The sequence below is a fragment of the Streptomyces sp. NPDC057280 genome (assembly GCF_042668605.1).
GTDB lineage: Bacteria > Actinomycetota > Actinomycetes > Streptomycetales > Streptomycetaceae > Streptomyces.
In genome coordinates, this window is the sequence record NZ_JBHUYR010000006.1 from 122,815 (window position 1) to 148,309 (window position 25,495).

The following is a 25,495-nucleotide window of genomic DNA, read 5'->3' on the forward strand; positions in this document are numbered from 1 at the left end:
CGAAGGAGGGCGGCTCATGACGACCGCACAGACCTCACCCACGACATCCACCGCGCCGCCGCCCATGCGGCTCAGGGAACTCGCCTTCGGGGCGGCCTGCGCGGCCGCTCTGCGCGCCGCGGCCCGCCTGAACGTCGCCGACGCCCTCGGCGACACCCCGCTGTCCGCGGAGGCACTCGCCGCCGCGGTGCAGACCGAACCCAAGCCGCTGCGACGGCTGCTGCGGGCCCTGTCCTGCTACGGCGTCTTCGCCGAACGCCCGGACGGCACCTTCACCCACACCGACATGTCCCGGCAACTGCGCACGGACGACCCGCACAGCCTGCGCGACATCGTGCTGTGGTGCACCGAGCCGTGGACCTGGGACGCGTGGCCGCGCCTGGACGAAGCGGTGCGCTCGGGCCGCAACGTCGTGCAGGAGCTCTACGGCAAGGAGTTCTTCCCCTACCTCAACGAGGACGCCCCCGAGTCGGCCGACGTCTTCAACCGCGCCATGACGACCTCCAGCATGCAGTCCGCGCGCGATGTCGCGGCGTTCCTCGACCTGTCGGGGGCCACCTCGGTCGCCGACATCGGGGGCGGTCAGGGACATGTGGTGGCGAGCCTGCTGGAGAAGTACCCGTCGCTGCACGGCACTCTGCTCGACCTGCCGCGCGTGGTGGCCAACGCCGATCCACGGCTGCGGCCGGGAGGCACGCTCGCCGACCGGATGCGCCTGGTGCCCGGCGACTGCCGCGAGGACGTACCGGTCAAGGCCGATGTGTACGTCATCAAGAACATCCTGGAGTGGGACGACGACAGTACGACCCGCACCCTGCGCAACGTCATCCGGGCGGGCGGTCCCGGAACGCGGGTCGTGGTCATCGAGAACCTCGTCGACGACACCCCGTCGATGCGCTTCAGCACCGCCATGGACCTGCTGCTGCTCCTGAACGTGGGCGGCGCCAAGCACACCACCGCCAGCATGACCGACAGGCTGACCATGGCGGGCCTGATGATCGACGACGTACGCCCGGTCAACCCCTATCTGCACGCCTTCGACTGCACCGTGCCCGGGTGATCGAGACCCCCGGCACACCTTCACGAACCGCCGGTCGCCGGGCGCGCAATCCTCGCGTGCCCGGCGACCGGCGGTGTGTGCGGGTGCTTCAGGAGCCGGCGTCCCGCTCCCAGCGGTAGAAGCAGCGCGCCATCGCGTCCTTCGGGGAGCGCCAGGTCGCCGGGTCGTACGCGGTGACGTACGCCGACAGCCGTTCGCTGACGTCCCGGAACTCGGGATGCCCGGCCACCTTGGCGATGGCGGGCGCGGGGTCCCGCTCGGACTCGATGAGGTGCAGATAGACGTCGCCGAACTGGAAGAGGCTGCGGCGGGCGACGCCCACGAGGTGCGGCAGCTCTCCCTTGTCCGACTCCTCGAACACCTGGGCGATGTCGATGGCCGACTCCGGTGCCATGCGGGCGACGATCAGGGACTGGTGCATCGTCCTGTCCTCCGTCCGGGTCAGTCGGACAGCACCGGCGCGGGCCGGCGCTCCGTGGCTGCCTGCTCGATCCGGTCCCGGATCAACGCCATCTGGACCTTGGAGTTCCGGTTGATGTTGTCCGTCATCCAGTCGTCGTCGACCGGCGCGTCCGGCTTCATCGCGAAGTCCTGGGTCCACACCATCCGGGTGCCCTCGAGCACCTTCTCGTACTGCCACACGATGTTCATGTAGGCGAAGGGCCCGGTCTCGACCCGGCGGGCGCGCACCGTGAGCGTGTCACGGTCCGGCTCGCGTTCCGACACCCAGCTCCACACCTTCCCGTTCTCGTCGGGGTGCATGGTCAGCCGGAAGGTGGTCCGGTTGCCCTCCTGGGAGAGGATCTCGGCGGAGGCATACTCGCTGAACAGCTGCGGCCAGTTCGCGACGTCGTTGGTCATGTCCCAGACCAGGTCGAGCGGCGCGCCGATGGTGATCTCGTTCTCGGTGTGCCCGGCCATGTCAGGCCTCCGCCAGAAGGGCGCTGTTGACCAGCTCGAGGAACTGCTGGGGGGTCTTGCTCTTCTCCGCGTCGACCGGCATGGGCGTGCCGTACCGGTTCTCCAGCTCGCCCACGATGCCGAGCAGCGCGAGGGAGTCGATCCCGAAGGCCTCGAAGCCGGTGTCACGGCGTTGGCGGAGCTCCTCGGGGGAGACGGTCACTCCGGCGGACTTCTTCAGGAGCTCGGTGAGCTCCTCCACGGTGATGCGGTCACTCATGCGATGTTCTCCTGTGGTGTCGGGTGCAGGGTGAGAAGGGCTGGTGATGCCTCGTCAGGAGGCGTCGCCGGCGCCGCGCCGGAGCACGAGCGCCGAGTTCGACCCCATGAGTCCTCGGCTGAGGACGAGCGCGGTGCGCAGTTCGGCGGCGCGGGCGCGGGAGGTCACGAGGTCGAGGTCGTGGCAGGCGTCGAAGACGTTGGGGGTGGGCGGGATCAGACCGTGCTCCAGCGCGAGCACGGCCGCGGCGACGTCCAGGACGGGCGCTGCCGCGTAGCTGCGGCCGGTACCGGTCTTCGGCGCGGTGACGGGCACGCGCCTGCCGTGCGTGCCCAGGGCGTCCACGATCCCCAGTGCCTCGGCACGATCAGCCTCCGGTGCACCGAGGGCGTCGGCGAAGACCACGTCGATGTCCTCGGGCGCGCAGTCGGCCTCCGCCAGGGCACCCAGGACGGCCTGGGCCAGGCCTTGCCGGGACTGCTCCCAGCGGGAGGCACCCGTGAACGTGGCCGCGTGGCCCGCCACGGTGGCCCGCACGGCCGCGCCCCGGTCCCGGGCCGCGGCCTCACTCTCCACCACGAGCATGGCGCCGCCTTCGGCGGGCACGAACCCGCAGGCCGCCGAGGTGAAGGGACGGTAGGCGCGCTCCGGGTCGTCGACGCTGCTCAACTCCTCGTAGCCGAGCTGGCACACCATCGAATACGGGGCGAGCGGTGCCTCGGTCGCGCCGGCCACGAGCGCGTCGGTGCCGCGCCGCACGGCCCGTGCCGCATGGGCCACGGCGTCGAGGCCGCCGGCCTCGTCCGCGGCGACCACACCGCACGGTCCCTTGAAGCCGCGGCGGATGGAGATCTGGCCGGTGCTCGCGGCGTAGAACCAGGCGATGGACTGGTACGGCCCGACGAAGCGGCTGCCCTTGCCCCACAGCTGCTCGAGCTCCCGCTGCCCGAACTCGCCGCCGCCGGAGCCCGCCGCGGTCACCACACCCACGGAGAACGGCGCCGCGTCCGTGTCGCTGCGGCCGAGACCGGCGTCGTCGAGGGCTTGGTCGGCCGCGGCCATGGCGAAGTGGGTGAACCGGTCGGTCTGGACGAGGTAGCGCTCCTCCACGAGGGCCGGCGGGTCGAAGTCCCGGACCTCGCCGGCCACCCGCAGCGGCAGGTGCCCGCATCCCTCACGGGTGATGCGGTCCAGAACGCTGATGCCCTCCTTGGTCGACTTCCAGAAGGTGTCGGTGCTGGTGCCGTTGGGCGCGACCACGCCGATGCCGGTGATGGCCGCGCGCCGAGGATGTCCGCTCATCGTGTCTCCTCCCTCGGCAGGTCGAGGACCACCGCGGACTGGAAGCCACCGAAGCCGCTGCCCACGGAGAGAACGCTGTTCAGCCTCCGCTCACGGGCGACGCGCGGGACGTAGTCCAGATCGCACTCGGGGTCCGGCGTCTCGTAGTTGGCGGTGGGCGGGACGACCTGGTGGGTCAGGGCCAGCGCACAGGCGACGAGTTCGATCGCCCCGATCGCGCCGAGCGAGTGGCCCACCATGGACTTGATGGAGCTCATGGGCGTGTCGTAGGCGTGCGCGCCCAGGGCCCGCTTGACCGCGGCCGTCTCGTGCCGGTCGTTCTGGAGGGTGCCCGAGCCGTGCGCGTTGACGTAGTCGATCGCGGTGCGGTCCAGCCGGGCCTGGTCCAGGGCGTCCTCGATGGCCCGGGCCATCTCCAGTCCCTCACTGGTCAGACCGGTCATGTGGTAGGCGTTGCCGAACGTGGCGTAGCCGCCGATCTCGCAGTACACCCGCGCGCCGCGGGCGCGGGCGTGTTCCAGCTCCTCCAGGACGAGGACCGCGCCGCCCTCTCCCATGACGAACCCGTTGCGGTCCGCGTCGAAAGGGCGCGAGGCGTGGGCGGGGTCGTCGTTGTTGGGGGATGTCGCCTTGATCGCGTCGAAGCACGCCATGGTGATCGGTGAGATCGGCGAGTCCGACGCCCCGGTTATGCAGATGTCGGCCCGGCCCTCCTCGATCGTGTGGAAGGCGTACCCGACGGCGTCCAGGCCGGAGGTGCAGCCGGTGGAGACCGTCTGCACCGGGCCGCGGGCCTCGAACCGCTCGGCCACCGTCGAGGCGAGGGTGCTCGGCGAGAACGCGCGGTGCAGATGCGGGCCGGCCTGCCGGTGGTCCACGTCCCAGCGTTGGCCCCGCTCGCTGACCAGCACGTAGTCGTGCTCCAGCCGGGTGGTGCCGCCGACCGCGGTGCCCAGGGAGACCGCCACGCGCCACGGGTTCTCCACGGCGAGGTCGAGGCCGGAGTCCCGTACCGCCTCCTCCCCCGCCGCCAGGGCGAACTGGATGTACCGGTCGCAGCGGGCGATCTGCTCCGGGTCCAGGCCGTGGGCCGCCGGGTCGAAGTCGCACTCGGCGGCGATCTGCGAGCGCAGCCCGGCCGGGTCGAAGAAGGTGATGCCCCGTGTCGCCGTGCGCCCCTCGGACAGCAGGTCCCAGAAGGCCGGGACCCCGATGCCCTGCGGGGCGACGACGCCCAGGCCGGTGACCGCCACGCGCCTGGTCATGAATGCACCTGAGGTCGGTCGGCCCCCCGCCCCACGCCCGTGTGGGTGGGTTCGGCCGCGATCGGCACTCCGTTCGCGTCCTCGGTGTCGACGTGGCCGAGCGGCGGGCTCGGGGCGAGCGGGCCGAGGTGGAAGACCATGCGGGCCTCCACCTTGCCGACGTTGCGGAAGCGGTGCCGCATGTAGGCGGGGATCAGCAGCCCCTGCTCGGGCTGGAGCGGATGGGTCTCGCCGTCCAGGTCCACCTCCAGCTGCCCGCAGAGGACGTAGATGAACTCCTCGGAGTAGGGGTGGTAGTGCTCGGCGATGCGGTCGCCGGGCTGCACGATGGCCACGCCCATGAAACCGCTGGTGGAGCCGACGGTGGCGGGGGTGAGCAGGGCGCGCAGGTCCCCGCCGCGCCGGGTGTTGGGCGCGACCTCGCTCAGGTCCACGATTCCGGGAAGTTTGGTCACGGCGTTCCTCCGAACATGTGTTTCGTCGGCATGGCGCGTGGCAGTCACGGCCCGATTGCCGGCGGGGCGAATCAGGCGTCGGACGCCCGGCGGTCGGTGACGAGGTCCATACGGGGGACGGTGAGGCGGTGCGCGCCAACACCGTCTGGGCCCGCGCTGCCGGCCTCGAGGGCTTCGGCGTCCAGGAGTTCCGCGAGCTCGGCCGCCAGCTCAGGCTCCGAGAGACCCAGCATGGCAACGTTGTCGAACCCGCCGCGCACGTCCACGAGCCGTACCACCACGTCGTCGCGCTGGAAGATCGTGCTGCGCAGCAGCGGCGTGCGCGGATCGTCGGACGCCACCGCGTCCTGACGGGCGAGCAACTCGGCCAGGCGCATGCCGCACCCTTCACGGGCCGGGTAGTACAGCGCCTGCCGCTCGGCATCCGCACTGTCCTGACCCGACGTCACATGGTGTACGGCGGGCAGCGCCGCGCGGGTGAAGAAGAGGCGGGCGGCCTCGGGGTCGTCGAGATCCCTGTCCTGCTCCAGATAGGGGTTGATGGCTTCCTCGACGGCCCGTACCTCGGGCTGCTTGGCGACGTGACGCAGTGCGGCGAGCAGGTCGCCCCGCACCTCGATGGCCCGGACCACCCGGTTGCCGTGCATGAACAGGGAGGTGCGGCACAGCTGGGTGGTGTCGTCGACGCGTGACTCCGGCGAGGCGTATCCGGCCAGGATCTCGGCCACGGCGTCCTCGCTGCCCGGCTTGACCGTGAAGGTGAGCGCGTGCCGGACCAGCCCGTCACCGATGCGCGGGGAGGCCTGCAGCCCACGGGCGCCGGACTCGGCCGCCGCCGGGCCGCCGGTCTCCCGCACGACGTGGAAACGCAGCGACCGGGTGTCGCGGACACAGCTGTGCAGCGGCTCCACCATCCGTACGTGGTCCTCGCTGTTGACCCAGGTGAGGAAGGGCGGGGCGCTTTCCCACTCGCTGGTGATGAGCCATTGCGAGGGGTTCTCGATGGACTGGCACAGCTGGTCGCTGACGTGCCCGGGGACGGAGGCGACCTGGTTGCACAGCTGCTCGTAGGCCTCCAGGAACTGCTGCTGGGCGCCGTCGTAGACGTCCACCAGCAGGACGACACGCAGCCGGGAGCCGTCGAAGACGGACTGAGAGACGCGCTGCGACGCCTCTCGCATGAGAGTTTCCGAAACACGTTCGGACGTGGTGGTCATCCTGCGCACATCTCCTTGACGGGGGAACGGACCGGACGGGTGTCGATCACGTCGATGCGGCTCCGACGTGCCTCGATCTCTCGATCCTGAGCCCGCTGCCGGAGGTGCGCGACTCGTATGCGACTGGGCGGGCGACCCCGGGGCCCGGCGGCCGGTCCCGTTCAGACCAGGTGGGCGAAGACCACCAGGTTGTCCGTGTAGTCCCTGACCGTGTGGTCGTAGTCACCCGCACAGGTGATGAGCCGGACCTGCGCCTGGGGCGTGTCGGCATAGACACGCCGGCTCGGGAAGTGGTCCTTCTCGAACGTCTCCACGCTGTCGACCACGAAGGACGCGGTGCGCCGGTCGGCCCGCCGCACCTGGAAGGTGTCGCCCTTCTCCAGCTCTCCGAGGTCCGCGAAGACGGCCGCGGAGGTCGCCGTGTCGACGTGACCGGCGATGATCGAGGTGCCCGCCTCCCCGGGGGAGGCTCCCTTGGCGAACCAGCCGACGAGATTGGTGTCGGCGGCCGGGGGCGGCTGGAGCTGTCCGGTGGGGCCGATGGCGAGGTCCGTGAAGGGCGCATCGACGGAGATCTTCGGAATGAGCAGGCGTACGGGTCTCGCGCGCGGCAGATGTTTCCCCGCGGCCCGTGCGGCCGGCGGAGCCGCCGCGGCCTCGGTGTGCGGGGCCCGGGTGGGAGGGGAGGCGTCGGACGGCGCGTCGTCATTGCCGCCGAACAGGCCCATGGCCAGCACCAGGGCCGCTACCGCGCCCACCACCAGCGCTTTGGTGCGGGGCGGGTTGTCTGCGAGGGAAGGGGGACGGGCTGCCATCGGACGCTACCTCACCAGGGCGGGACAGAAGTTCGGACGAGGGACGGGTACCGGGGAGCCGGCGGGCCGCCACGCGACACGCGCGTGGCGGCCGCGGCGGCTATCGCATCCGGCATGGCTCAGGCCACGCTTTCGGAGGTCTTCTTACGGCGCGCCGCGTACAGACCGGTGGCGGCGACCGCCAGGACGGCCAGCCCGCCCGCGGTCACGGCCGGCGAGGCGAGTGCGCCGCCGCCGGTGTGCATGCCGCCGCTCGGCTTCTCCTCGCGGCCGCTCCAGCCGTCGCTGTCCTGCTCCCCGCCCCAGGAGTCCTCCTCCTTCGTGCTGCCGTAGTCCTTGCCCTGCCCCTTGTCCTTGTCCTTGTACGTCTCCGGGTCGAACCTGGGGTCCTTCGCGGTGTCGGAACCGTCCGCGTTCACCGCGGTCAGCGCCCCACCACCGGTGTGCATGCCACCGTGCGGCGAGTCGTGACCGCTGTCCTTGTCGTGGTCCTTGCTGTACGAGGAGTCCGTCTCCTTGCTGTACGAGGAGTCCGTGTGGTCCTCCCAGTCGCTGCCGGCGGCATGGGCGCCGGGTGCGCCCAGAACGAGGACGGTCGAAGCCGCCGCGGTGGCAAGGAGCATGCGAGCAGAGTGCATCTGACATTCCCTCCGCCGAGGAGCGGACAGCTGGCGCTTCGTCAGCTGAGGTGATCCGTCCCCGACATGATCCACCGTCAGTGCCCACGGCCCCGCGCACCACTCGGGGCGGTCGCACGGGTGAACCCGGCCGCTGTCCGACGGTGGCGACACCATGGCCGCACGACGCGGCCGACCGGCCCCGTGGAGGGACCGGTCGGCCGCATCTGCCTAGGTCAGACGGCTGCCAGCAGCGTCCTCAGGGCATCGCGCAGCACTGACTCGGCGTCAGGCTCGGCCCCTGCGGCCCGCCAGGCCACGAACCCGTCCGGCCGGACGAGTACGGCGCCCGCGGGCGTCGTGCCATGCGCGGCCGCCCAGTCCGTCTCCCCCTCGGGCGTCAGCTCGGCATCGGAGCTGCTGCCCACCCGGTACGAGGTGAGGGGGACGGACATCGATGCGGCGACGCGGACGGCCGCCTCGTGCCAGCCACTTGGGTGATCGGCGTCGCTGAGCAGGACGAACGCCTTCTCGTAGAGGTCCAGGGTGGAGATCCGTTCGCCGCGGTGACGGACCGCCAGGTGCGGCGCCCTGCTGCCGGGTTCGCCGGACAGTTCGAAGCGTTCCGGTACGACCGGAGCGTCGGGGTCGGTTCCGATGACGGCGCCACGCGGATAGCGGTAGCCGAGGACCACGCCGAGGATGCCGCGCTGCGGGCCACCGCCGCCGCCCATGCCGGGTGGCGGAGCGAAGCCGGGGTGGCTGTGCTCCACGGACCGTGCGGAGGCGCGGGCGCTGGTCGCCTCGGCCACCGGGCGCCGCTCGGCGTCGTAGCTGTCCAGCAGCGCCTCCCCCGCCCAGCCGTCCAGTACGGCGGCCAGTTTCCAGGCGAGGTTGTGCGCGTCCTGGATGCCGGTGTTGGAGCCGAAGGCCCCCGTGGGGGACATCTCGTGGGCCGAGTCGCCGGCCAGGAAGACCCGCCCCGCCCGGTAGCTGCGGGCGACCCGCTCGGCGGCGTTCCAGGGAGCCTTGCCGGTGACCTGGACGTCGAGGTCGGCGACTCCGATCGCGCGCCGGATGTGCTCCGCGCACCGCTCGTCGGTGAAGTCCTCCAGCGTTTCGCCCTGTTCGGGATGCCAGGGAGCGTGGAACACCCAGTTCTCCCGGTTGTCCACCGGCAGCAGCGCCCCGTCCGCCTCCGGGTTCGTCAGATAGCAGACGATGAAGCGGCGATCGCCCACCACATCGGCGAGGCGGCGGGACCGGAAGGTGATGCTCACGTTGCTGAACAGGTCGCCAGGACCGCTCTGGGCGATGCCGAGTTGCTCACGGACAGGGCTGCGGGGGCCGTCCGCGGCGACGAGGTAGTCCGCGCGGATGGTGGTGTGCTCACCGGTCTCCCGGCTCTTGACCACCGCGGTGACGCCGGAGGAGTCACTGTCGAACGACAGCAGTTCGGTGCCGTAGCGCAGATCGCCGCCGAGCCGCTCGGCGTGTTCGAGCAGCACCGGCTCCAGGTCGTTCTGGCTGCACAGGCACCATGAGCTGGAACTGAAGCGGGCCAGTGCGCCGCCGGCGTCGATCTCCTTGAAGAGCCACTCCCCCGCGTCACCCACCAGCGTGGGTGTCTGGAGGATCCCGTGGTTGTCGTCCAGCGTGGCGGCGGCCTCCCGGATCGCCGGCTCGACGCCGGCCGTCCGGAACAGCTCCATCGTACGGACGTTGTTCCCGCGCCCACGAGGGTGAATGGACGTCCCGGCATGCCGCTCCACCAGCGTGTGCCGTACGCCCAACCGGCTCAGGAACAACGAGGTCGACAGCCCCACGAGGGAGCCGCCGACGATGAGGACGGGGACATGATGGATCGTCTCGTCGCTCTGGTCGTCTGTTCGTTCCGTTCTTCGTGCCATGGCCCGCCTCCAGCTCGCTGTCTCTGTCGACCCGGCCGCATTCGGCCGCGAGCCTCATGCATGCCCCCCTGGCATGGGGGCGGGCCCCAGCTTCACCCGCTCTACTCGCCGGGTTCGCCGAGTCAGCGGAACCGGTGCGTTGTCCGTGGCGGGTGGCATGCGCCGCCGCCTGGACACAGATGACGCGTCGCTCGCGACGCGTCATCCCTGCGGTCGCTCGGCGTGTCGCGCCGGCCTCACGCGGGTCCGTGCGGTGTGGAGACCGGTGGGCGCTCGTCGACCGTCGGGCGTTCCTCGGACAGGTCGAAGAGGTTGTCACGCTGGACCACGCACAGGGCCCAGATGATGAAGCCGGAGAGGGCGATCATCACGACCGACCACACCGGGTAGTACGGCAGCGACAGGAAGTTGGCGATGATGACGAATCCGGCGATGACCACGCCGGACACGCGCGCCCAGGTCGCCGTCTGGAGCAGCCCGATACTGACGATCACGGCCACCACGCCCAGAGCGAGGTGGACCCAGCCCCAGCCGGTCAGGTCGAACTCGAACACGTAGTTGCGCGTCGTGACGAAGATGTCGTCCTCGGCGATGCCCATGATGCCCCGGAAGATGTCGAGCAGGCCGACGAGAAAGAGCATCACGGCTGCGAAGGCCGCCAGGCCCGTTGCCCACTCCTGCTTCGCCGTGTGTGCCGGCCGGGTGTGTGTCGCGGTCATCTTGCGCCTCGATTCGTGTGGCCCGGACGCTCAGCGACCGGTGGTGCCGGGGGCAGAGCCCGTGGGTGCCGATCCCTGGCCTGCCAGGACCAGGTCCTTCGCCCTGCGGAACTCCTCGTCCGTGATGTCGCCGCGAGAGCGGATCTCGGACAGCTTCGCGAGCTCGTCGACACTGCTGGTCCCGCCGGCCGCGGTCTGCCTGATGTAGGCGTTGAACTCCTCCTGTTGCGCACGCGCCTGGGCGATCTCCCGGCGCCCCATGTTCTTGCCGCGGGCGATGACGTAGACGAACACGCCGAGGAAGGGCAGCACGATGGTGAACACCAGCCAGCCCGCCTTCGCCCACCCGCTCAGCTCGTCGTCGCGGAAGATGTCGACGACGATCCGGAAGAGCAGGATGAACCACATGATCCACAGGAAGAACCAGAGCATGCTCCAGAAGACGCTCAGCAGGGGATAGTCGTACGCCAGGTAGGTCTGCGCGCTCATGTCTCTCCTCCGTCCCGGGCCCCCGTCCCGCCGCCGTTGCTGTCCTCAGCGTGGATGGGACGAGGGCCGCACGGCCTCACCCGGTGCGGGTGAACAGTCGCCACCGGGCCACCGCCCGATGCCAGGCGGTGGAGGCGACGTACTCGCCGAGAGCCGAGGCGGCGACGGCCACCAGGAAGACCGCGATCAGCCACAGCTGCCACCGCCGGACCGCGGTGCGCACCGGGGGCGAAGGCCGCGACGGTCGTGAGCGGGGGAAGCGCGGTGAGAAAGGCCTGCGCGGCGAGCCGTACGGAGCCCTCGACGGCGTTGAGGGCGGTGAGACGGGACAGCAGCCGGGCCCGGCCCGGGCGGCACGTGACGGTGGACCAGGCGTTCGTACGCCGCTTCCTCCTTCGCCGTCACGGCAGGTGCCGGTCGGTGGCTGCACTCCATGGCAGAGGGCCCGGGTGCCCCGAGCCCTCTCACGCGCGCACCGGAAACCGGCTGCGGCGTCATGCCGTCGTGTCGGGGTCCGGCCCCGGAGGACGTGTCCTGCGCAGCGCGGCTCGCCACGCCAGGGCGACCGCCGCCTCCGCCAGCCCCAGCAGGACGAGCCACAGGCCGAGCAGCCGGGTCAGGGCGCGCGCCGATTCGGTGGGCAGGGCGAGCACCACGATCCCGGCGACGATGCCGAGCACGGCGGCGGCCGCGACGACGCCCCGGTGCGGCAGGTACGTGACGGAGATCGCCGTGTAGAGGGTGAGGATGCCGGACACCAGCCAGACGGCCCCGGTGATCAGTGAGAGCGCGGCGATCGTCTGCAGCGGGTTGCGCAGGCTCAGCACTCCGGCCAGGACGTACAGCACGGCCAGGAGCAGTCCCGGCAACCGCTCGTGCCCCTCGCGGCCGAAGGCGGCCACGAACCGGAAGGCGCCGGTCACCAGCAGGTACAGGCCGATGAGGACGGCCAGGACGTGCAGTGTCGCCTCCGGCCAGACCAGCACCAGAACCCCCGGTACGAGCGTCGCCAGAGCCGATCCCAGGAGCCAGGTCCAGGAGCGGCCGAGCCGGGCGAGTTCCTCCGCGGGGTCGCCGGTCGCAGGGGCACCCGCCCCGTCGGGCCCGTACGGCTGCCCGGCACGCGATACCGGTTCACGCGACATGGTCATGGCTCCTCCTCGCGTGATCAGCCGCCGCTTCGAGAGCCGACGGGACGGGTGAAGGGGGGTGCACACCCGACCGGTCCAGGGTCACGCCGCCGCTCGGTGACCGGCTCACCCACCACGGGTGAGCCGTGCACGCGTCCGTGGCGGTGAGCTGGAGGTCCCCCGGCGCCCGGCTGATCCGGCGCCCGGCCGGACAGGACGAGACGACTCGACGTGGGCGGCCGAGGCTCGAAGCCGCGCGCCTCAAGCGCGACTGCGGGCCGTCGAGGTTCCGACCACCCCACCGGCGCCTGTGCGCCGGCGCCGGGACACCGGACAAGGAGGCGGGACCATGACCGTGCCGAGCGTTTTCACCGCGTCGCTGAGCCCGGCCGAGCGAGCGGCCCACGGCAGGGAGGCGCGTCGGCGGGCGTCGCGTTCGTCGCACGGCCGGTACGAGGCCGCAGCGCAGCGGCTCGACCCCGTCGAGGTGGTGGAGCGTCAGTCGGCGGAGCGGGTACCGGAGTTGGTGCCGATCCGCTACGGCCGCATGCTGGAGTCGCCGTTCCGCTTCTACCGCGGCGCGGCCGCGATCATGGCGGCCGACCTGGCTCCCCTGCCCGACACCGGGCTGCAGGTGCAGCTCTGCGGAGACGCGCACCCGCTGAACTTCCGGCTGCTCGCCTCGCCCGAGCGCCGTCTGGTCTTCGACATCAACGACTTCGACGAGACGCTGCCCGGGCCGTTCGAGTGGGACGTCAAACGGCTGGCGGCCGGTTTCGTGACGGCGGCCCGGGCGAACGGCTTCTCGCGCAAGCAGCAGAACAGCACCGTGCGGGCCTGTGTGCGGGCCTACCGGGAGCGGATGCACGAGTTCGCCGGGATGCGCACCCTGGACGTCTGGTACGCGCAGGACGCCGTCGACCGGCTGCGGGAGCTGCTGGCCTCGGCGATGGACGAGGACGAGGCCCGCCGGACCGCCCGCGCCACGGAGCGGGCCCGCACCCGCACCCATCTGAAGGCCTACGGCAAGCTCACCGAGATGACCGACCAGGGGCGTCGTATCACCCCCGACCCGCCGCTGATCACCCCGCTCGACCAGCTGCTGGACGACCCGTCCGAAGAAGGGCGCGAGAAGCAGCTGCGCGGCCTCGTCGACCAGTACGCGCAGACTCTTCCCTCCGAGCGACGCCATCTGCTGCGCCGCTACCGTCTGGTGGACATGGCCCGCAAGGTGGTGGGCGTCGGCAGTGTCGGCACTCGCTGCTGGATCCTGCTCCTGCTCGGCAGGGACGACGACGATCCACTGGTGCTGCAGGCCAAGGAGGCCGGGAAGTCGGTGCTGTCCGCCCACACGGGCGGCGACCGGTACGACAACCAGGGACGCCGGGTGGTGACCGGGCAGCGCCTGATGCAGACGACCAGTGACATCTTCCTGGGCTGGACGAGCGTCGTGGGCCTCGACGGCCAGGACCGGGACTTCTACGTCCGCCAGCTGTGGGACTGGAAGGGCATCGCCCAGACGGAGACCATGGGGCCGGACCTGCTCGATCTCTTCGGCCGGCTGTGCGGGGCGTCCCTGGCACGGGCGCACGCCCGCTCGGGCGACCCCATCGCCCTCGCCGCCTACCTGGGCACGAGCGACCGCTTCGACCGGGCGCTCACCGAGTTCGCGCAGTCCTACGCCGACCAGAACGAGCGGGACTTCGCGGCGCTGGAGGCCGCCCGCCGCTCCGGCCGGATCAAGGCGGAGCAGCGCTGAGGGGACCGTGCCGCTCCCCTCGTCCCCTCACTCCGGCAGCTGGCGCATCTCCAGCACACGCAGCCCCAGCGACTGGCACCTCGCCAGCAGGCCGTACAGGTGCGCCTCGTCCACGACGGGACCGAACAGGACGGTCTGACCGGCCATCACCACGTGGCCGAGCTCCGGAAAGGCCTTGGCCAGCGTTTCCGACAGGTGTCCTTCGACTCGGATCTCGTAGCGCACGAGCTGTTCTCCCACGAAGTGCGAGGGACGGGTGGACGTGCCCTTGGCTGCGATCGTCTCGCCCCCTCGTCGGTTCGGGCCTCACCCGGTACAGGTGACCGTGCTGTGCAGGTCGGACGCCGTCGCCGGTCAGTGCGTCAGAACGATCTTGAAGGTGATGATCAGCAGGCCGAGCACCAGATTGACCGACGCGGTGGCCGCCATCAGGCGCGGCGAGGCACCGGCATGGCGTGCCGCGGCCACGGACCAGCCCACCTGACCCGCCACCGCGACGCACAGGGCCAGCCACGCGGCACCACGCACGTCCATGCCCAGGAGCGGGCTGACGGCCACCGCCACGGCGGGCGGGACGGCGGCCTCGACGATCGGCCACTCGTCCCGGCACACGTGCGCCACGACCCGCCGGTCCAGGGGCTGACGTGCGAGACGGGCCCCGAACAGCTGGGCGTGCACATGCCCGATCCAGAACACCAGGCCGGTGAGCAACAGCAGCAGCACCAGCTCGGTGCGGGGGAACGAACCCAGGGAACCGGCACCGATCACCACGGACGCCGCGAGCATGGACCCGTAGACGCCGCCGGTGTAGTCCTCCCGCGGTCCCTGAGCCGTGGCCGTGCCGGTCCTCGTTCTGGACACCGGTGACTCCCTCCGGACTCAGTGCGCCGCGCCCATGGCGTCGGCCGGGGCATCGGCGTCCGGCCGCCGCGGCCGGCTCTCCCGTGCGGCGGGCAGGTGGTGAGTGACCAGGAAACTGACAAGAGCGATACCGCCCGTGGCCAGGACGGCCGCCTTCAGGCCGTCCAGCTGCGCGTCGGCGTAGGAGTCCGCGACGGCTTCCACTTCGGAGGCCGGCAGTCCGGCGCGTTCGGCGCCGGCGCGCACCTGGTCGGTGGGGACGAAGGTGATCCCGGCCTCGAGGCGGACACCGACCTGATCACGCGTCGCCTCGGACAGCTGAGGATGGCTTTCCACCTGTGCGGTGAAGGAGTGTGCCAGCGCGCCGATGAGGATGGACCCGATGAGAGCGGTTCCCAGCGCGGAGCCCAGGTTCTGGGCCGTGAACTGGAGCCCGCCGGCCTCACTGCGTTCCTCCTCGCCGACGCCGGACTGGACGACGTTGCCCAGCTGCGAGGCGAGCAGGCCGACGCCCACGCCCAGCAGAGCCATGGCGCCGGCGAACTGGGCGTCGTCGATGGCCGGCTCGATGGTGGCCAATAGCCACACGATGGAGGCCATCAGGATCAGCAGGGCCAGCCGGACCACCCGGCGCGGCCCCAGGATCCGCCCCAGCGACGACGCCGACAGGGAGGTGACGAACATGGTCACGGACACCGGAAGCAGCCGCAGCCCCGTCTCGAAGGCGTCGAAGCCCTGAACCACCTGCAGGTACAGCGGGATGGTGAAGAACAGCCCCAGCAGGATGAGGTTCTGGCTCAGCAGCGTCAGCAGCCCGGATCGCAGCACCGGCCTGCCCAGCAGGGACAGGTGGACGAGGGGGTCGGCGCCCATGGCGTCGCGTCGCCGCTCCCAGTGCCGGAAGACGGCCAGGACGGCCGCCCCGGCCGCGACGACGAAGAGCGTGGGGGCGAAACCGAGGACGGTGAAGGGAGCGTTGCGGGGCTGCACCCACCCCCAGGTGCTGCTCTGCAGCACCCCGAGCACGCACAGCCCCAGCCCGGCCGCGGAGAGCACCGCGCCGACCCAGTCCAGGCGTGGAGGCGGGCCGGCCGGGGCGGGCGTGGCGATCACCCGTCGGCACAGCAGGATCGCCACGACGATCACGACCTCGCCGGCGAAGACCAGCCGCCAGGTCAGATACGTCGTCACCCAGCCGCCCAGCAAGGGGCCGACCGCGATCCCGGCACCGGCGAGCCCGCCGATGACCGCGTAGGCGACCGCCCGGTCCCTGCCGCGGTACGACTCCGCCACGAGGGCGGCCATGGCCGGCAGCACCATGGCGGCGCCGAGCCCCTCGATGACGGACCAGCCCAGCGTGAGGACCCACAGCGTGGGTGCCACCGCGGTCAGGGCCGAGCCGACGGCGTAGACGACCAGTCCCAGGAGGAACATGCGGCGCCGGCCCAGGATGTCCCCGCACCGACCCCCGATGATCATGAAGGCGGCCATGACCAGCGCGTACAGGGTGATGACCGCCTGGATGGCGGTGACCTCGGTGTCGAAGTCCTCGACGAGCTGGCTGACGGACACGTTCATGACGGAGGTGTCCAGGACCATCAGGAACTGGGCCGTGCCGAGGACGATCAGCGCCCGCCAGTGCTTCACGTTCGCCACCTCACCGGGGCCGTCCCCGCTCAGCGGGCCGCGTCCATCTGCTCGTCGAGCGAGAGGGCGGCCGTGATCAGCGCGAGGTGGGTGAACGCCTGCGGGAAGTTGCCCAGTTGCTCTCCCGTGGGGCCGACCTCCTCCGCGAACAGCCCTCCGTGATTGGCGTAGGTGAGCATCTTGTCGAAGGCGTACCGGGCCTGCCCGAGCCGGCCCGCCCGGGCGAGCGCGTTGACGTACAGGAAGCTGCACAGCGAGAACGTGCCTTCGCTCCCCCGCAGTCCGTCCGGGGACGCCGCGGGATCGTAACGGTAGACAAGGCTGTCGGAGACCAGTTCCTCTTCCATCGCGTCCAGCGTCGACAGCCAGCGGCGGTCGTTCGGTGCGATGAATCCGACGGACGGCATCAGCAGCAGGGACGCGTCGAGCGTGGTGTCGTCGTAGTGCTGGACGAACGCCTGGCGGCTGGTGCTCCAGCCGCGTTCCATGACCTGGCGCAGGATGTCGTCCCGTGCCGTGACCCACCCGGTGAGGTCGGCGGGGCGGGCGAAGTCGCGGGCCATCCGGATGCCCCGGTCGAAGGCCGCCCAGCACATCAGCCGGCTGTAGGTGAAGTCCTTCTGCCCGCCCCGGGTCTCCCAGATGCCTTCGTCGGGCCGGTCCCACGCCTTGACCAGCCAGTCGAGCACGCCGGCCAGGGACTGCCAGCCGTCGTACGGCGGCGGCTCGGCGGCGTCCTCGACGGCCTGGGACAGGGCCAGGACCGCCTCTCCGTAGATGTCGAGCTGCAGTTGGCCCGCCGCGCCGTTGCCCACGCGGACCGGCGCGGACCCGCGGTAGCCCTCCCAGTGGTCCAGGACCTCTTCCGGAAGGTCGGGGTCGCCGTCGATCCGGTACATGATCTGCAGGGGCTCACCGCTGACCGTGCCTCCTGCCCTGATCCGCTCGCCCAGCCAGTCACGGAAGGCGTGCGCCTCCTCCAGGTAACCGAGCCCGAGCAGGGCGCCGACCGACATCGAGCCGTCCCGGACCCAGGTGTAGCGGTAGTCCCAGTTGCGCCCGCCGCCGACCTGCTCCGGCAGCCCCATGGTGGGGGCCGCGACGGGCGCTCCGGTGGGCGCGTAGGTGAGCAGCTTGAGGGTGATGGCCGCCCGGTTCACCATGTCCTGCCAGCGTCCCCGGTACCGGCTGCGGCGGACCCACGCATGCCAGAAGTCACGGGTCTGCTCGAACAGCGTGACCACGTCGGCCCGGCTCAGCGGTGCCGGAGCGGCCTCGTCCGGGTCCCCCACCGTCAGGACGACGGCGGCGAAGTCGTCCGGCCCCAGGGTCGCCTCGCCGCGGACGTCGTCGCCGTCCCCGCGCCAGGTCACCGGTCCGACGCTCTGCACCGTGGCCTGGGCGCCGGGCGCGTCGAAACGCACGGCTTCCCCGGCGACGTCCAGCCGGTGGCCGGCCCGCCCGTAGTCGAAGCGGGGGCGGCACTCGAGGGTGAAGCGGACCCGGCCGCGCGTGACCCGCAGGACGCGGACCAGCCGGTGCCGGCCTTCCGGTCGCCCTGTCGGCGTCACCGGCATGAAGTCGACCACCTCGCCCACCCCGTCCTCCGCGAGGAAACGGGTCACGAGCACGGCGGTGTCCTGGAGGTACAGCTGGACCGGGGGCCGCGGCGTGTCGGCGCGGACGCTGAAGTGTCCGCCGCGGTCGTGGTCGAGCAGCGAGGCGAACACACTGGGCGAGTCGAACCTCGGGGCGCACAGCCAGTCGACCGTGCCCTCGGAGGAGACGAGCGCGGCCGTCTGCAGGTCTCCGACCATCCCGTGATCGGCGATCGGGGGGTAGCGGCGCATGTGCGGGCTCCTTCCGGCGGCACGTCCCGGTCGTCCTGGCGCGCCCGGACTCCGCCCACCTTGGCCACGACCGGCCCGCGCCCACTTCCCCCGCCGCGGGTGAGTCTCGACCGGGCGGCCGTCGTCCGGACCGGCTCGCACCCTGGGATGCAGCGGCCCGGGGCGCAGAGGACGCTGGGAGGACGTCCCGGTGCGCAAGGGAAGCGACAGGTGATCTCGATGGCAGACGGTGCTGCCGGCCGGCCGGCGGACGAGACGGCGGTCTCGATGCTGGACGCGTTGTTCGACCAGGCACCGATCGGGCTGCACCTGCTGGACGCCGACCTGCGGGTCGTACGCGTCAACACCGCGACTCCCGCGATGCGGGGCGTGGCCGAGGACGAGCTGGCGGGGCGACCGGCCCGCGAGGTCTACGACATGGTCGACGCCGACGTCGAGGCCGTTCTCCGCAAGGTCCTGGACACGGGCGAGCCACTGGTGCGGCACGTCGTGCCCGCCCGCCTCGACGGGATGTCGCATCACTACGAGGTGACCGCGCTGCGGCTGCAGGGCTCGCGCGGGAGAGTGCTCGGTGTGGCGGTCGCCGTGGTCGACGTCACCGACGCCGTGCGGACCCGGGCCCGGGCCCGGGTCCTCGACGCCGTGCGCGTGCACGTGGGCCGCGCGCTCGATCCCACGGTGACCGGCGAGGAGCTCGTGGCCGCGGTGGTCCCCGATTTCGCCGACGTCGCCATCGTGGAGGTCGTGGAGGCGGTGATCCGTGGCGAAGACCCGCCCCTGGCGCCCCTGCCGCCGAGCACCCCGCTGATGCGCACCGCGTTCCGCAGCACCCGCACGCACGCGCCCCGAGCCCACCCGGTCGGAGAGGTGCACAGCCTGCCGGCTCCCACGCCTTTCACCCAGGCCCTGAACGATCTGAGACCGCGCGCGGTCGCACTGGACAGCGACGCCCCCTGGCTCGCCGTCGATCCCGCGCGGGCCGAGGCGATCCGCTCCTCGAAGGCCCACTCCCTGCTCGTGGTCCCTCTGACACTGCGCGACGCGGCGCTCGGCGTGGTCAGCCTCTACCGCACCGGGCGGTCACCCGCCTTCGACGCCGGCGACCAGGAGCTGGCCGTCGAGCTGGCCGCCCACACCGCCCTGTGCATCGACAACGCGCGCCGCTACACACGCGAACACACCGTCGCGGCCACGGTGCAGCGGCAGTTGCTGCCCCGCCGCCCGGAGACCCACACCTCCCTGGAGGCCGCCTATCTCACCCTCACGGGCGCCGACCCCGGTGCCTGGTACGACACGATCGCCCTCTCCGGCGCACGCACCGCTCTCGTCGTCGGCAACGTGTCGGGCCGCGCCCTGAACGCCGCGGCGACCATGGGGCAGCTGCGCACCGCCGTGCGGTCGCTGGCGGCGTTCGACCTGCCTCCCGACGAGCTCATGGCCCGTCTGCACGCGACCGCCGGTCAGCTGGCCGCGGAACGCGCGAACCTCCCCCTCGGCGATCCGCTGCGCCGCGAGTCCCTCACCGCCGACTGCGTGTACGCGGTCCACGACCCCCTGTCCGAGACCTGCACGCTGGCCGCGGCCGGCGCTCTCGCCCCGCTGGTCGTGCGCCCCGACGCCACCGTGCTGCTGCCCGCGACACCGTCAGGGCCGCGCCTGGGCACGGCACCGGACGCCCCTTTCGCCGCCACCCAGATCGACGTACCGGCCGGCAGCGTGCTGGTCTTCACCAGCGACCCGCTCCTCACCGCGTATCTGTCGGACGGCTCCGGGCCGCTCACCTCGGCGCCCCACTTCCGGGACCGCCCGCTGCAGGACCTGTGCGACGCCCTGGTGTACGCCCTCGCCGCGGGCCCGGGGATCGGCGCCGCGGCGATGATCGTCGCGCGCACCCGGGCCTTCCCTGCCGACCGGCGTGCCGCGTGGCGGCTCGACGCGAGCCCCTCGGCCGTCGCCGTCGCCCGACGCCGAACCCGCGAGCAGCTCGCCGCCTGGGGCCTGAAAGGCGAGACGGCGGACGACACCCAACTCATCGTCAGCGAACTCGTCACCAACGCCGTCCGCTACGGCACTCCGCCCATCGAGCTCCGCCTGATCCACGACCGGACGCTGACGTGCGAGGTCCGGGACGCCGGCTCGGCCTCTCCCCGCCTGCGGCACGCGGGTGTCGTGGAGGAGGGCGGGCGCGGCCTGTTCATCATCGCCCAGCTCGCCCAGACGTGGGGCACGCGGTACACGGCGTCGGGCAAGACGATCTGGACCGAGCAGACCCTGCCGCCCGCCGACTGAACAGCACCGGCGGGGGCGCCTGCGGAAGGATCACAGCAGCCCGAGATCCCGCGCGCGGCGCACCGCGTCACCCCGCCGGTTCACCGCGAGCTTGCGGTAGACGCTCTTGAGGTGCGTCTTCACCGTGTTCACCGACAGATAGAGGTCGGCGGCGATCTCCTCCGTCGACATCATCCTCGCCAGCCGCTCCAGCACGTCCCGCTCGCGTCCGCTCAGTTCCACCGCGACCAGCGGTGGCAGCGACGGCTCCGGCCGCCCACTGCCTGCCGGCGGCCCCGGCGTCAGCCAGCCCGCCGCCAGCTCGTGCAGCGCAGCCGTGGCCAGCAGAGGCCGGATCCAGGCACCGGCGTCGAGGAACGGACGCCGCAGCCGCTCGCGGCGGGCGTCCAGGAGCGCCCGCGCCACGAGCCGGTGAGCGGTGGCGGAGTCTCCCGCCTCCGCGGCGGCCTGTGCCCTCACCAGCGCCGCCCGCACGGTCACCGCGGGCCCCGTCCCGCCCTGGGTGTGGATGCTGTCGAGCAGGTCGATGGCCTCCGCGGGGCGTCCTGCGGCGAGCTGGATCGCCGCGGCCTCCACGGCAGAAACCGGCTGGTCCGCGCTGACGCCGCGCAGCGCCTCGGCGGCCTCGTCCGGGCGCCCTTCGGCCAGGTGTGCGGCAGAGGTGACGACCGCTTCGTGGCTTTCCGCCCACGGCGAGGACACCGCACCGGCAACGGCGGCGTCCGAGGCCTCGACGGCGGCTCGGGCCTGGCCTTTGAGCAGCAGGAGACGGCCTGCGGCGAGGGCACGCCCCGCCCTCGGCACCGGATCCCGCGCTCCCGCCGGCAGTTCGGCCGTCTCGTCGAGCAGGGCCTGGGCCCGGTCCAGTTCGTTGCGGTCGACGGCCACGGCCGCCAGAACCAGTCGGCCGATGCCGGAGCCGGAGGACTGAGCCAGCCCGTCCTGCTCGGCCTCGGACACCGCCGCCAGCGCCTTGCGCTCCGCCCGGCCGAGCCAGCCGTTCAGATAGTCCAGCAGGGCCAGGTGAGACCTCGACTCCTCCCGGGGCATCGCGGTGGCGGCTCCCTCGGGCGCACCGGCCACCGCGGTCAGAGCAGCGCGTGCCTCCTCGAAACGTCCGGCCCACAGCCGCACCGAGCCCAGGTGGGTCAGCAGCAGAGCGGGCAGTTCGGGATGCCTGTCCAGGAGGTGCCGCGGGACCTCCTGGCGCAGTGCGTCGGCGGCTTCGGCGGCCCTCTCTGCCTGGGGGAGGCATCCGGTCAGGCGGGCGGCCAGCGTCTCCAGCAGCGCACAGCTCAACTGCGCGGCCGCCCGGTCGGGCGCCTGGCCGGCCAGCTGTTCCTCGGCGTGGCGCAGGCTTGCCAGACCGTGGTCGAGGTCGTAGCGGGCCAGCTCACGGGCCGCCCGCACCAGTTCCCTGTCGGGGCTCCCGGTCCCGGACGTCATGGTGGAGAACAGCCGGGCCATGTCGTCCGACGGCGCTCCCGTGAGGAGTCGGCCGATCGCGAGGTCGTCGATGACGGCGCCCGCCGCGGCGTCCCAGTCGCCCGCCGCGGCACCGTGCGCGACCGTCTCCGGCAGGAATCCGGAACTGCGCAGCCAAAGCGCGGCCCTCCGGTGGAGTTCCGGCTCCAGCCCGGGCAGGCGCATGCGCAGATGCGCCCGGAGGATCTCCCCGAACAGCGGGTGGAGCCGGTACCAGGAGCGCCCGAGGTGCTCGACGAAGGCGTTCGCGCGGTGCAGCCCGACGAGAAGGGGCTCGGCATCGGTCCGGCCGGTCAGCGCGTCGGCCAGCTCTGGACAGAACCGCTCCAGGACGCTGACCCGCAGCAGGAGGTCCTGAGTCTCCTCCGTCTGCCCCTTGAGGACCTCGGCCAGCAGGAAATCCGCGATCGTGCTCCGTTCGGCCTCGAACTCCTTCAGGTAGAGCTCGGGATCGGCGTTGTCCCGGGCGGCCAGCGCCGACAGGCGCAGGCCGACGGCCCACCCCCGGGTGCGGTCCACCAAGGCGCGCGCCGCGGTCACCGGAAGGCTCAGACCGTGCAGCTCCAGCAGGGTGACGGCTTCCTCGGGGGTGAAGGCCAGCTCGGCGGCCCGGATCTCCGTCAGTTCACCGGCCGCCCGGTAGCGGTGCAGCGGCAGCAGCGGTTCGGTGCGGGTGACGAGGACGAGGTGCAGCCCCCGTCCGGCGTGGTGCAGGACGAACTCCAGCTGCTCGGCGATCTCGGGTGCGCTCACGCGGTCGCAGTCGTCGAGCACGAGGACCACGGGCCGGTCGTGATCGTTCAGTTCGGCGGCGAGCGTGGCCAGCAGCCTGCCGTCCACCCGGGGCGGGTCCGCCGGGAATCCGGCCGGACCGGCTTCCAGCGCGCCGGCAGCATGCAGTGCCTGGACGACGTAGGCCCAGAACACCCCTGGGTGCCGGTCCCCCTCTTCGACGCTGAGCCAGGCGACCGGATGTCCCAGACCGGCCGCCCAGTCGGCGGCCAGCAGGGTCTTGCCGGCCCCGGCCGAGCCGTTGAGGAGTGTCAGCGGTGTCCGCAGCGCCTGGTCGAGGTGCTCGACGAGCCGCTGGCGCGGCACGAAGGTGGCCGGCCTCGCGGGGATGGCGAACCGGGTGCGCAGGAACGGGTCACCCATGGGATCGGTGCCGGACACTGACGGGCGCCCCAGGGCATCGGTGCCGGGAGCGGACGGGTTCGCCACGGCATCGGCGCCGGGAACGGACGGGTACGCCACGGCATCAGTGCCAGGAATGGGCGGAACCTTGGGTTCCGCACCGCCGCTGGAAGTCTCGGCCACACCGCTCACCACCCTCACCCCTGTCCGTCGGGACCAGATCACGGGCGGCGCTCCCCCACCAGCATCCCAGCCTTACCGGCCCGGCGCACGACGCCATCGGACCGTTCACCAGCCCTCGCGTTGCGCCGCTCAGCCTCGGATCACGTCCCGTTCCAGGTCGGGCCGGAACGCGTGGAACGCGTCACCCCCGGGCTGGACGACGCCGTAACTGTTCTCCGGTACCTCGTTCCAGGCGCCGGGCAGGTCACCCAGCGGTTCGGACACGACCAGGCGGGTCTCGTCGGAGATGCCCCGCAGGAAGTCGGCGTCCGGGTGGAGTGCGCGCAGCGTCTCCACCCTGGTGCTGTAGAACAGCGACCGCGAGCGGCCTTCGCTGGAGTGGCGGAACGCCCAGAGACGCTCACCGTCGGCCACCGCGACCGTCATCTGAAGGGGATGCTGCACGCCGTGCCGGTGCCCCGTCGTTTCGACGAAGGCCGCCATGCGCGCCACGGCACCGGGCGGATCGTCCGTGAGACCGAAGGTGAGGGCCAGGAAGAACATGAGTTCGGAGTCGGTGGACCCCTCGATGTCGGGGTACAGCGCCGGATCGACCGCCACAGCCAGGTCCCGGCGCAGCAGCCGGAAGTCGTTGATCATGCCGTTGTGCATCCACAGCCAGCGGCCGTGACGGAAGGGGTGGCAGTTGGACTGCTGCACGGCCGTCCCGGTCGCCGCCCTGATGTGGGCGAAGAAGAGACCCGAGCGGACGTGGTGGGCGACCTCGCGCAGATTCCGGTTGTTCCAGGCCGGGCCCACGTCCCGCACGACAGCCGGAGTGGCCACCGCCGCGTCGGCGTACCAGCCGATGCCGAAGCCGTCACCGTTGGTCGTCTCCACCCCCATGCGGGAGTGCAGACTCTGGTCGATCAACGAGTGCGACGGCTCGAACAGCACCTGGCTGAGCAGGATCGGGGTGCCCGAGTAGGCGATCCAGCGGCACATCTTGGATCCCTCCGCTCCGAGGATCGACGGCATCGGGGCGATGGCTTTCCGACGTGCCGCGGCCGGACGGACTCGGAGGCGGCGGAGTGGGAGCGTCGTCCTTGCGAGTAACCCCCAGTATCCCGTGCCCCGGCCCTCCGGGCACGTCGAGCGCGATCGCCCGGTCAGATGCCGCAGGTCGGTGCGGACCAGTAGGGCGAGGGGTCGAGCGCCACGTGCGTGTGATCGTCATGGTCCGGGTAACCCGGTCCGAGAATCTCCGAGAAGCCGTGCGTGCGGGCCTGCTGGGCGAGCCGGCACAGGCTCACCGAGCCGGTCAGGTCGGCCGCGTCGCCGTACAGGTGGCGGCTCGTGGACGATCCTCCGACCGCGCTGTTGCAGGCGTAGGAACGAAAGCCGCTCGATATCGTGATCGGCACGTCGCCCAGCGCGTGGCGCATCGCCTCCAGTTTCCACATGGTCTTCAGCGCGTTGGCCTTCGCCGTGGCCGCGGAGACCGCGCCGCCCGACCAGTCGCCATTGCACTTGTTGAGTTCCGCGTAGCTGAAGTGGACCGGCGTGCAGTCCGCGTCCTGGAGGGAGTAGATCTTGGCGTAGGTCGCGGGGCCCGCCACGCCGTCGGCCGTCAGACCGTAGGCCGACTGGAACTTGGCGACCGCCGCCGCGGTGCGCGCCCCGTACTGGCCGTCATAGGACAGCCGCTCGCCGGAGGTGACCCATCCGGCGACCCGTATCTGCAGCTGTGTCACATCACTGCCGGACGTCCCCTGAGAGAGCGTGCGGCTCCAGGTGTAGCAGTCGTCGGCCGCAGCGGTGCCCGCTCCGTAGCCCACCCCCACCACTGCGCCTGACGCGATCATGACAAGCGAGGCGACCAAGCGTGCCACCCGTACGAGCATTCCGGCCTCCCGACCGCACGTCCCGAAACAGCGCCGACCCTCGGATCGGCGGCCACAGCGTGACCCTCCACCGCTCAGCGTGAGGCTGGTCGGCTACGCGCGTCAACGGGCGCGAACTTCCGTCATTTGTCCAGACCTTGGCGGAGGTGCTTCCTGGCTGCGGTGCTTCCGCGGCCGGGCGAACAGGACGAGCGGATCGGCGGAAGGGGCGAGACGGGCGGTGGGACCAACCGGCGGTTGGTCCC

At 71.8% G+C, this 25,495-nt stretch carries 24 protein-coding genes; 3 read left to right on the forward strand and 21 right to left on the reverse strand.

The features are described 5' to 3' along the window. The first annotated feature begins 16 nt into the window (after positions 1 to 16). On the forward strand, positions 17 to 1,060 hold the full coding sequence (locus ACFUO4_RS30610; RefSeq protein ID WP_383490938.1) for a methyltransferase: 1,044 nt from the start codon (positions 17 to 19) through the stop codon (positions 1,058 to 1,060). 88 nt (positions 1,061 to 1,148) lie between these two features. Here ACFUO4_RS30610 and ACFUO4_RS30615 read toward each other — a convergent pair whose 3' ends face one another. From ACFUO4_RS30615 to ACFUO4_RS30680, 14 genes are all read right to left on the reverse strand, one after another. After that, the gene (locus ACFUO4_RS30615; protein ID WP_383490940.1) at positions 1,149 to 1,481 is read right to left on the reverse strand and encodes a TcmI family type II polyketide cyclase; all 333 of its coding nucleotides are present in this window, start codon (positions 1,479 to 1,481) and stop codon (positions 1,149 to 1,151) included. Between the two features lie 20 nt (positions 1,482 to 1,501). Further along, positions 1,502 to 1,981 carry an SRPBCC family protein gene (locus ACFUO4_RS30620; RefSeq protein ID WP_079310344.1) on the reverse strand — a complete coding sequence of 160 codons (480 nt, stop codon included), beginning with the start codon at positions 1,979 to 1,981 and terminating at the stop codon, positions 1,502 to 1,504. Between the two features lies 1 nt (position 1,982). Then, positions 1,983 to 2,240 carry an acyl carrier protein gene (locus ACFUO4_RS30625; protein ID WP_383490942.1) on the reverse strand — a complete coding sequence of 86 codons (258 nt, stop codon included), beginning with the start codon at positions 2,238 to 2,240 and terminating at the stop codon, positions 1,983 to 1,985. Between the two features lie 54 nt (positions 2,241 to 2,294). Beyond that, positions 2,295 to 3,542: a beta-ketoacyl synthase N-terminal-like domain-containing protein gene (locus tag ACFUO4_RS30630; RefSeq protein ID WP_383490944.1), complete on the reverse strand. Its 1,248-nt coding sequence runs from the start codon at positions 3,540 to 3,542 to the stop codon at positions 2,295 to 2,297. After that, entirely contained in the window at positions 3,539 to 4,807 is a 1,269-nt protein-coding gene (locus ACFUO4_RS30635) for a beta-ketoacyl-[acyl-carrier-protein] synthase family protein (RefSeq protein WP_383490946.1), read from the reverse strand. Before ACFUO4_RS30635 ends, ACFUO4_RS30630 begins: the two co-directional genes overlap by 4 nt. Beyond that, entirely contained in the window at positions 4,804 to 5,241 is a 438-nt protein-coding gene (locus tag ACFUO4_RS30640) for a cupin domain-containing protein (protein ID WP_079310346.1), read from the reverse strand. Before ACFUO4_RS30640 ends, ACFUO4_RS30635 begins: the two co-directional genes overlap by 4 nt. A 92-nt stretch (positions 5,242 to 5,333) precedes the next feature. Beyond that, positions 5,334 to 6,479, reverse strand: a complete 1,146-nt coding sequence (locus ACFUO4_RS30645; RefSeq protein ID WP_383490948.1) for a SchA/CurD-like domain-containing protein — start codon at positions 6,477 to 6,479, stop codon at positions 5,334 to 5,336. Between the two features lie 161 nt (positions 6,480 to 6,640). After that, on the reverse strand, positions 6,641 to 7,294 hold the full coding sequence (locus tag ACFUO4_RS30650; protein ID WP_079310348.1) for a class F sortase: 654 nt from the start codon (positions 7,292 to 7,294) through the stop codon (positions 6,641 to 6,643). 119 nt (positions 7,295 to 7,413) lie between these two features. Continuing rightward, positions 7,414 to 7,917 carry a hypothetical protein gene (locus ACFUO4_RS30655; RefSeq protein ID WP_383490950.1) on the reverse strand — a complete coding sequence of 168 codons (504 nt, stop codon included), beginning with the start codon at positions 7,915 to 7,917 and terminating at the stop codon, positions 7,414 to 7,416. Between the two features lie 230 nt (positions 7,918 to 8,147). After that, positions 8,148 to 9,821 (reverse strand): FAD-dependent oxidoreductase, encoded by a 1,674-nt coding sequence (locus ACFUO4_RS30660; RefSeq protein ID WP_383490952.1) that lies wholly within the window; start codon positions 9,819 to 9,821, stop codon positions 8,148 to 8,150. A gap of 236 nt (positions 9,822 to 10,057) precedes the next feature. Next, entirely contained in the window at positions 10,058 to 10,540 is a 483-nt protein-coding gene (locus ACFUO4_RS30665; RefSeq protein WP_079310351.1) for a hypothetical protein, read from the reverse strand. Positions 10,541 to 10,570: 30 nt separating this feature from the next. Next, the gene (locus ACFUO4_RS30670; protein ID WP_079310352.1) at positions 10,571 to 11,029 is read right to left on the reverse strand and encodes an SHOCT domain-containing protein; all 459 of its coding nucleotides are present in this window, start codon (positions 11,027 to 11,029) and stop codon (positions 10,571 to 10,573) included. A gap of 76 nt (positions 11,030 to 11,105) precedes the next feature. After that, on the reverse strand, positions 11,106 to 11,252 hold the full coding sequence (locus ACFUO4_RS30675) for a hypothetical protein (RefSeq protein WP_179143443.1): 147 nt from the start codon (positions 11,250 to 11,252) through the stop codon (positions 11,106 to 11,108). Positions 11,253 to 11,523: 271 nt separating this feature from the next. After that, complete coding sequence (locus ACFUO4_RS30680; protein WP_383490955.1) at positions 11,524 to 12,180, reverse strand: HdeD family acid-resistance protein; 657 nt, start codon at positions 12,178 to 12,180, stop codon at positions 11,524 to 11,526. Between the two features lie 328 nt (positions 12,181 to 12,508). On the opposite strand from ACFUO4_RS30680, the gene ACFUO4_RS30685 reads away from it, so the two are divergent. Next, positions 12,509 to 13,918: a DUF2252 domain-containing protein gene (locus ACFUO4_RS30685; protein ID WP_383490957.1), complete on the forward strand. Its 1,410-nt coding sequence runs from the start codon at positions 12,509 to 12,511 to the stop codon at positions 13,916 to 13,918. Between the two features lie 27 nt (positions 13,919 to 13,945). Here ACFUO4_RS30685 and ACFUO4_RS30690 read toward each other — a convergent pair whose 3' ends face one another. From ACFUO4_RS30690 to ACFUO4_RS30705, 4 genes are all read right to left on the reverse strand, one after another. After that, positions 13,946 to 14,143, reverse strand: a complete 198-nt coding sequence (locus tag ACFUO4_RS30690) for a hypothetical protein (RefSeq protein ID WP_059193549.1) — start codon at positions 14,141 to 14,143, stop codon at positions 13,946 to 13,948. 129 nt (positions 14,144 to 14,272) lie between these two features. Next, positions 14,273 to 14,779 (reverse strand): hypothetical protein, encoded by a 507-nt coding sequence (locus ACFUO4_RS30695; protein WP_383490959.1) that lies wholly within the window; start codon positions 14,777 to 14,779, stop codon positions 14,273 to 14,275. 18 nt (positions 14,780 to 14,797) lie between these two features. After that, positions 14,798 to 16,426 (reverse strand): MFS transporter, encoded by a 1,629-nt coding sequence (locus ACFUO4_RS30700; RefSeq protein WP_383490961.1) that lies wholly within the window; start codon positions 16,424 to 16,426, stop codon positions 14,798 to 14,800. A gap of 29 nt (positions 16,427 to 16,455) precedes the next feature. Beyond that, a complete protein-coding gene (locus ACFUO4_RS30705) occupies positions 16,456 to 18,276 on the reverse strand; it encodes a glycoside hydrolase family 15 protein (protein WP_383490962.1) in 1,821 nt (606 codons plus the stop codon). Positions 18,277 to 18,495: 219 nt separating this feature from the next. Between ACFUO4_RS30705 and ACFUO4_RS30710 the strand changes: the two genes are divergently transcribed. Further along, positions 18,496 to 20,565, forward strand: a complete 2,070-nt coding sequence (locus ACFUO4_RS30710) for a SpoIIE family protein phosphatase (protein ID WP_383490964.1) — start codon at positions 18,496 to 18,498, stop codon at positions 20,563 to 20,565. A 30-nt stretch (positions 20,566 to 20,595) separates the two neighbouring features. Here ACFUO4_RS30710 and ACFUO4_RS30715 read toward each other — a convergent pair whose 3' ends face one another. The 3 genes from ACFUO4_RS30715 to ACFUO4_RS30725 form a co-directional block, all read right to left on the reverse strand. Continuing rightward, positions 20,596 to 23,205: a LuxR C-terminal-related transcriptional regulator gene (locus ACFUO4_RS30715; protein WP_383491567.1), complete on the reverse strand. Its 2,610-nt coding sequence runs from the start codon at positions 23,203 to 23,205 to the stop codon at positions 20,596 to 20,598. Positions 23,206 to 23,496: 291 nt separating this feature from the next. Beyond that, positions 23,497 to 24,351, reverse strand: coding sequence for a class II glutamine amidotransferase (locus ACFUO4_RS30720; protein ID WP_383491569.1), 855 nt, complete (start codon positions 24,349 to 24,351; stop codon positions 23,497 to 23,499). 164 nt (positions 24,352 to 24,515) lie between these two features. Beyond that, positions 24,516 to 25,250, reverse strand: a complete 735-nt coding sequence (locus tag ACFUO4_RS30725; RefSeq protein ID WP_383490966.1) for a D-Ala-D-Ala carboxypeptidase family metallohydrolase — start codon at positions 25,248 to 25,250, stop codon at positions 24,516 to 24,518. Positions 25,251 to 25,495 lie beyond the last annotated feature (245 nt).

Bases quoted from the DNA above. Each gene is read 5' to 3' on its own strand.
- ACFUO4_RS30650 (WP_079310348.1), bottom strand. From the start codon at position 7,294: ATGGCAGCCCGTCCCCCTTCCCTCGCAGACAACCCGCCCCGCACCAAA.
- ACFUO4_RS30725 (WP_383490966.1), bottom strand. From the start codon at position 25,250: ATGCTCGTACGGGTGGCACGCTTGGTCGCCTCGCTTGTCATGATCGCG.
- ACFUO4_RS30635 (WP_383490946.1), bottom strand. From the start codon at position 4,807: ATGACCAGGCGCGTGGCGGTCACCGGCCTGGGCGTCGTCGCCCCGCAG.
- ACFUO4_RS30705 (WP_383490962.1), bottom strand. From the start codon at position 18,276: ATGCGCCGCTACCCCCCGATCGCCGATCACGGGATGGTCGGAGACCTG.
- ACFUO4_RS30660 (WP_383490952.1), bottom strand. From the start codon at position 9,821: ATGGCACGAAGAACGGAACGAACAGACGACCAGAGCGACGAGACGATC.
- ACFUO4_RS30625 (WP_383490942.1), bottom strand. From the start codon at position 2,240: ATGAGTGACCGCATCACCGTGGAGGAGCTCACCGAGCTCCTGAAGAAG.
- ACFUO4_RS30710 (WP_383490964.1), top strand. From the start codon at position 18,496: ATGGCAGACGGTGCTGCCGGCCGGCCGGCGGACGAGACGGCGGTCTCG.
- ACFUO4_RS30665 (WP_079310351.1), bottom strand. From the start codon at position 10,540: ATGACCGCGACACACACCCGGCCGGCACACACGGCGAAGCAGGAGTGG.
- ACFUO4_RS30670 (WP_079310352.1), bottom strand. From the start codon at position 11,029: ATGAGCGCGCAGACCTACCTGGCGTACGACTATCCCCTGCTGAGCGTC.
- ACFUO4_RS30685 (WP_383490957.1), top strand. From the start codon at position 12,509: ATGACCGTGCCGAGCGTTTTCACCGCGTCGCTGAGCCCGGCCGAGCGA.
- ACFUO4_RS30610 (WP_383490938.1), top strand. From the start codon at position 17: ATGACGACCGCACAGACCTCACCCACGACATCCACCGCGCCGCCGCCC.
- ACFUO4_RS30615 (WP_383490940.1), bottom strand. From the start codon at position 1,481: ATGCACCAGTCCCTGATCGTCGCCCGCATGGCACCGGAGTCGGCCATC.
- ACFUO4_RS30715 (WP_383491567.1), bottom strand. From the start codon at position 23,205: ATGGGTGACCCGTTCCTGCGCACCCGGTTCGCCATCCCCGCGAGGCCG.
- ACFUO4_RS30680 (WP_383490955.1), bottom strand. From the start codon at position 12,180: ATGACCATGTCGCGTGAACCGGTATCGCGTGCCGGGCAGCCGTACGGG.
- ACFUO4_RS30720 (WP_383491569.1), bottom strand. From the start codon at position 24,351: ATGTGCCGCTGGATCGCCTACTCGGGCACCCCGATCCTGCTCAGCCAG.
- ACFUO4_RS30620 (WP_079310344.1), bottom strand. From the start codon at position 1,981: ATGGCCGGGCACACCGAGAACGAGATCACCATCGGCGCGCCGCTCGAC.
- ACFUO4_RS30630 (WP_383490944.1), bottom strand. From the start codon at position 3,542: ATGAGCGGACATCCTCGGCGCGCGGCCATCACCGGCATCGGCGTGGTC.
- ACFUO4_RS30655 (WP_383490950.1), bottom strand. From the start codon at position 7,917: ATGCTCCTTGCCACCGCGGCGGCTTCGACCGTCCTCGTTCTGGGCGCA.
- ACFUO4_RS30645 (WP_383490948.1), bottom strand. From the start codon at position 6,479: ATGACCACCACGTCCGAACGTGTTTCGGAAACTCTCATGCGAGAGGCG.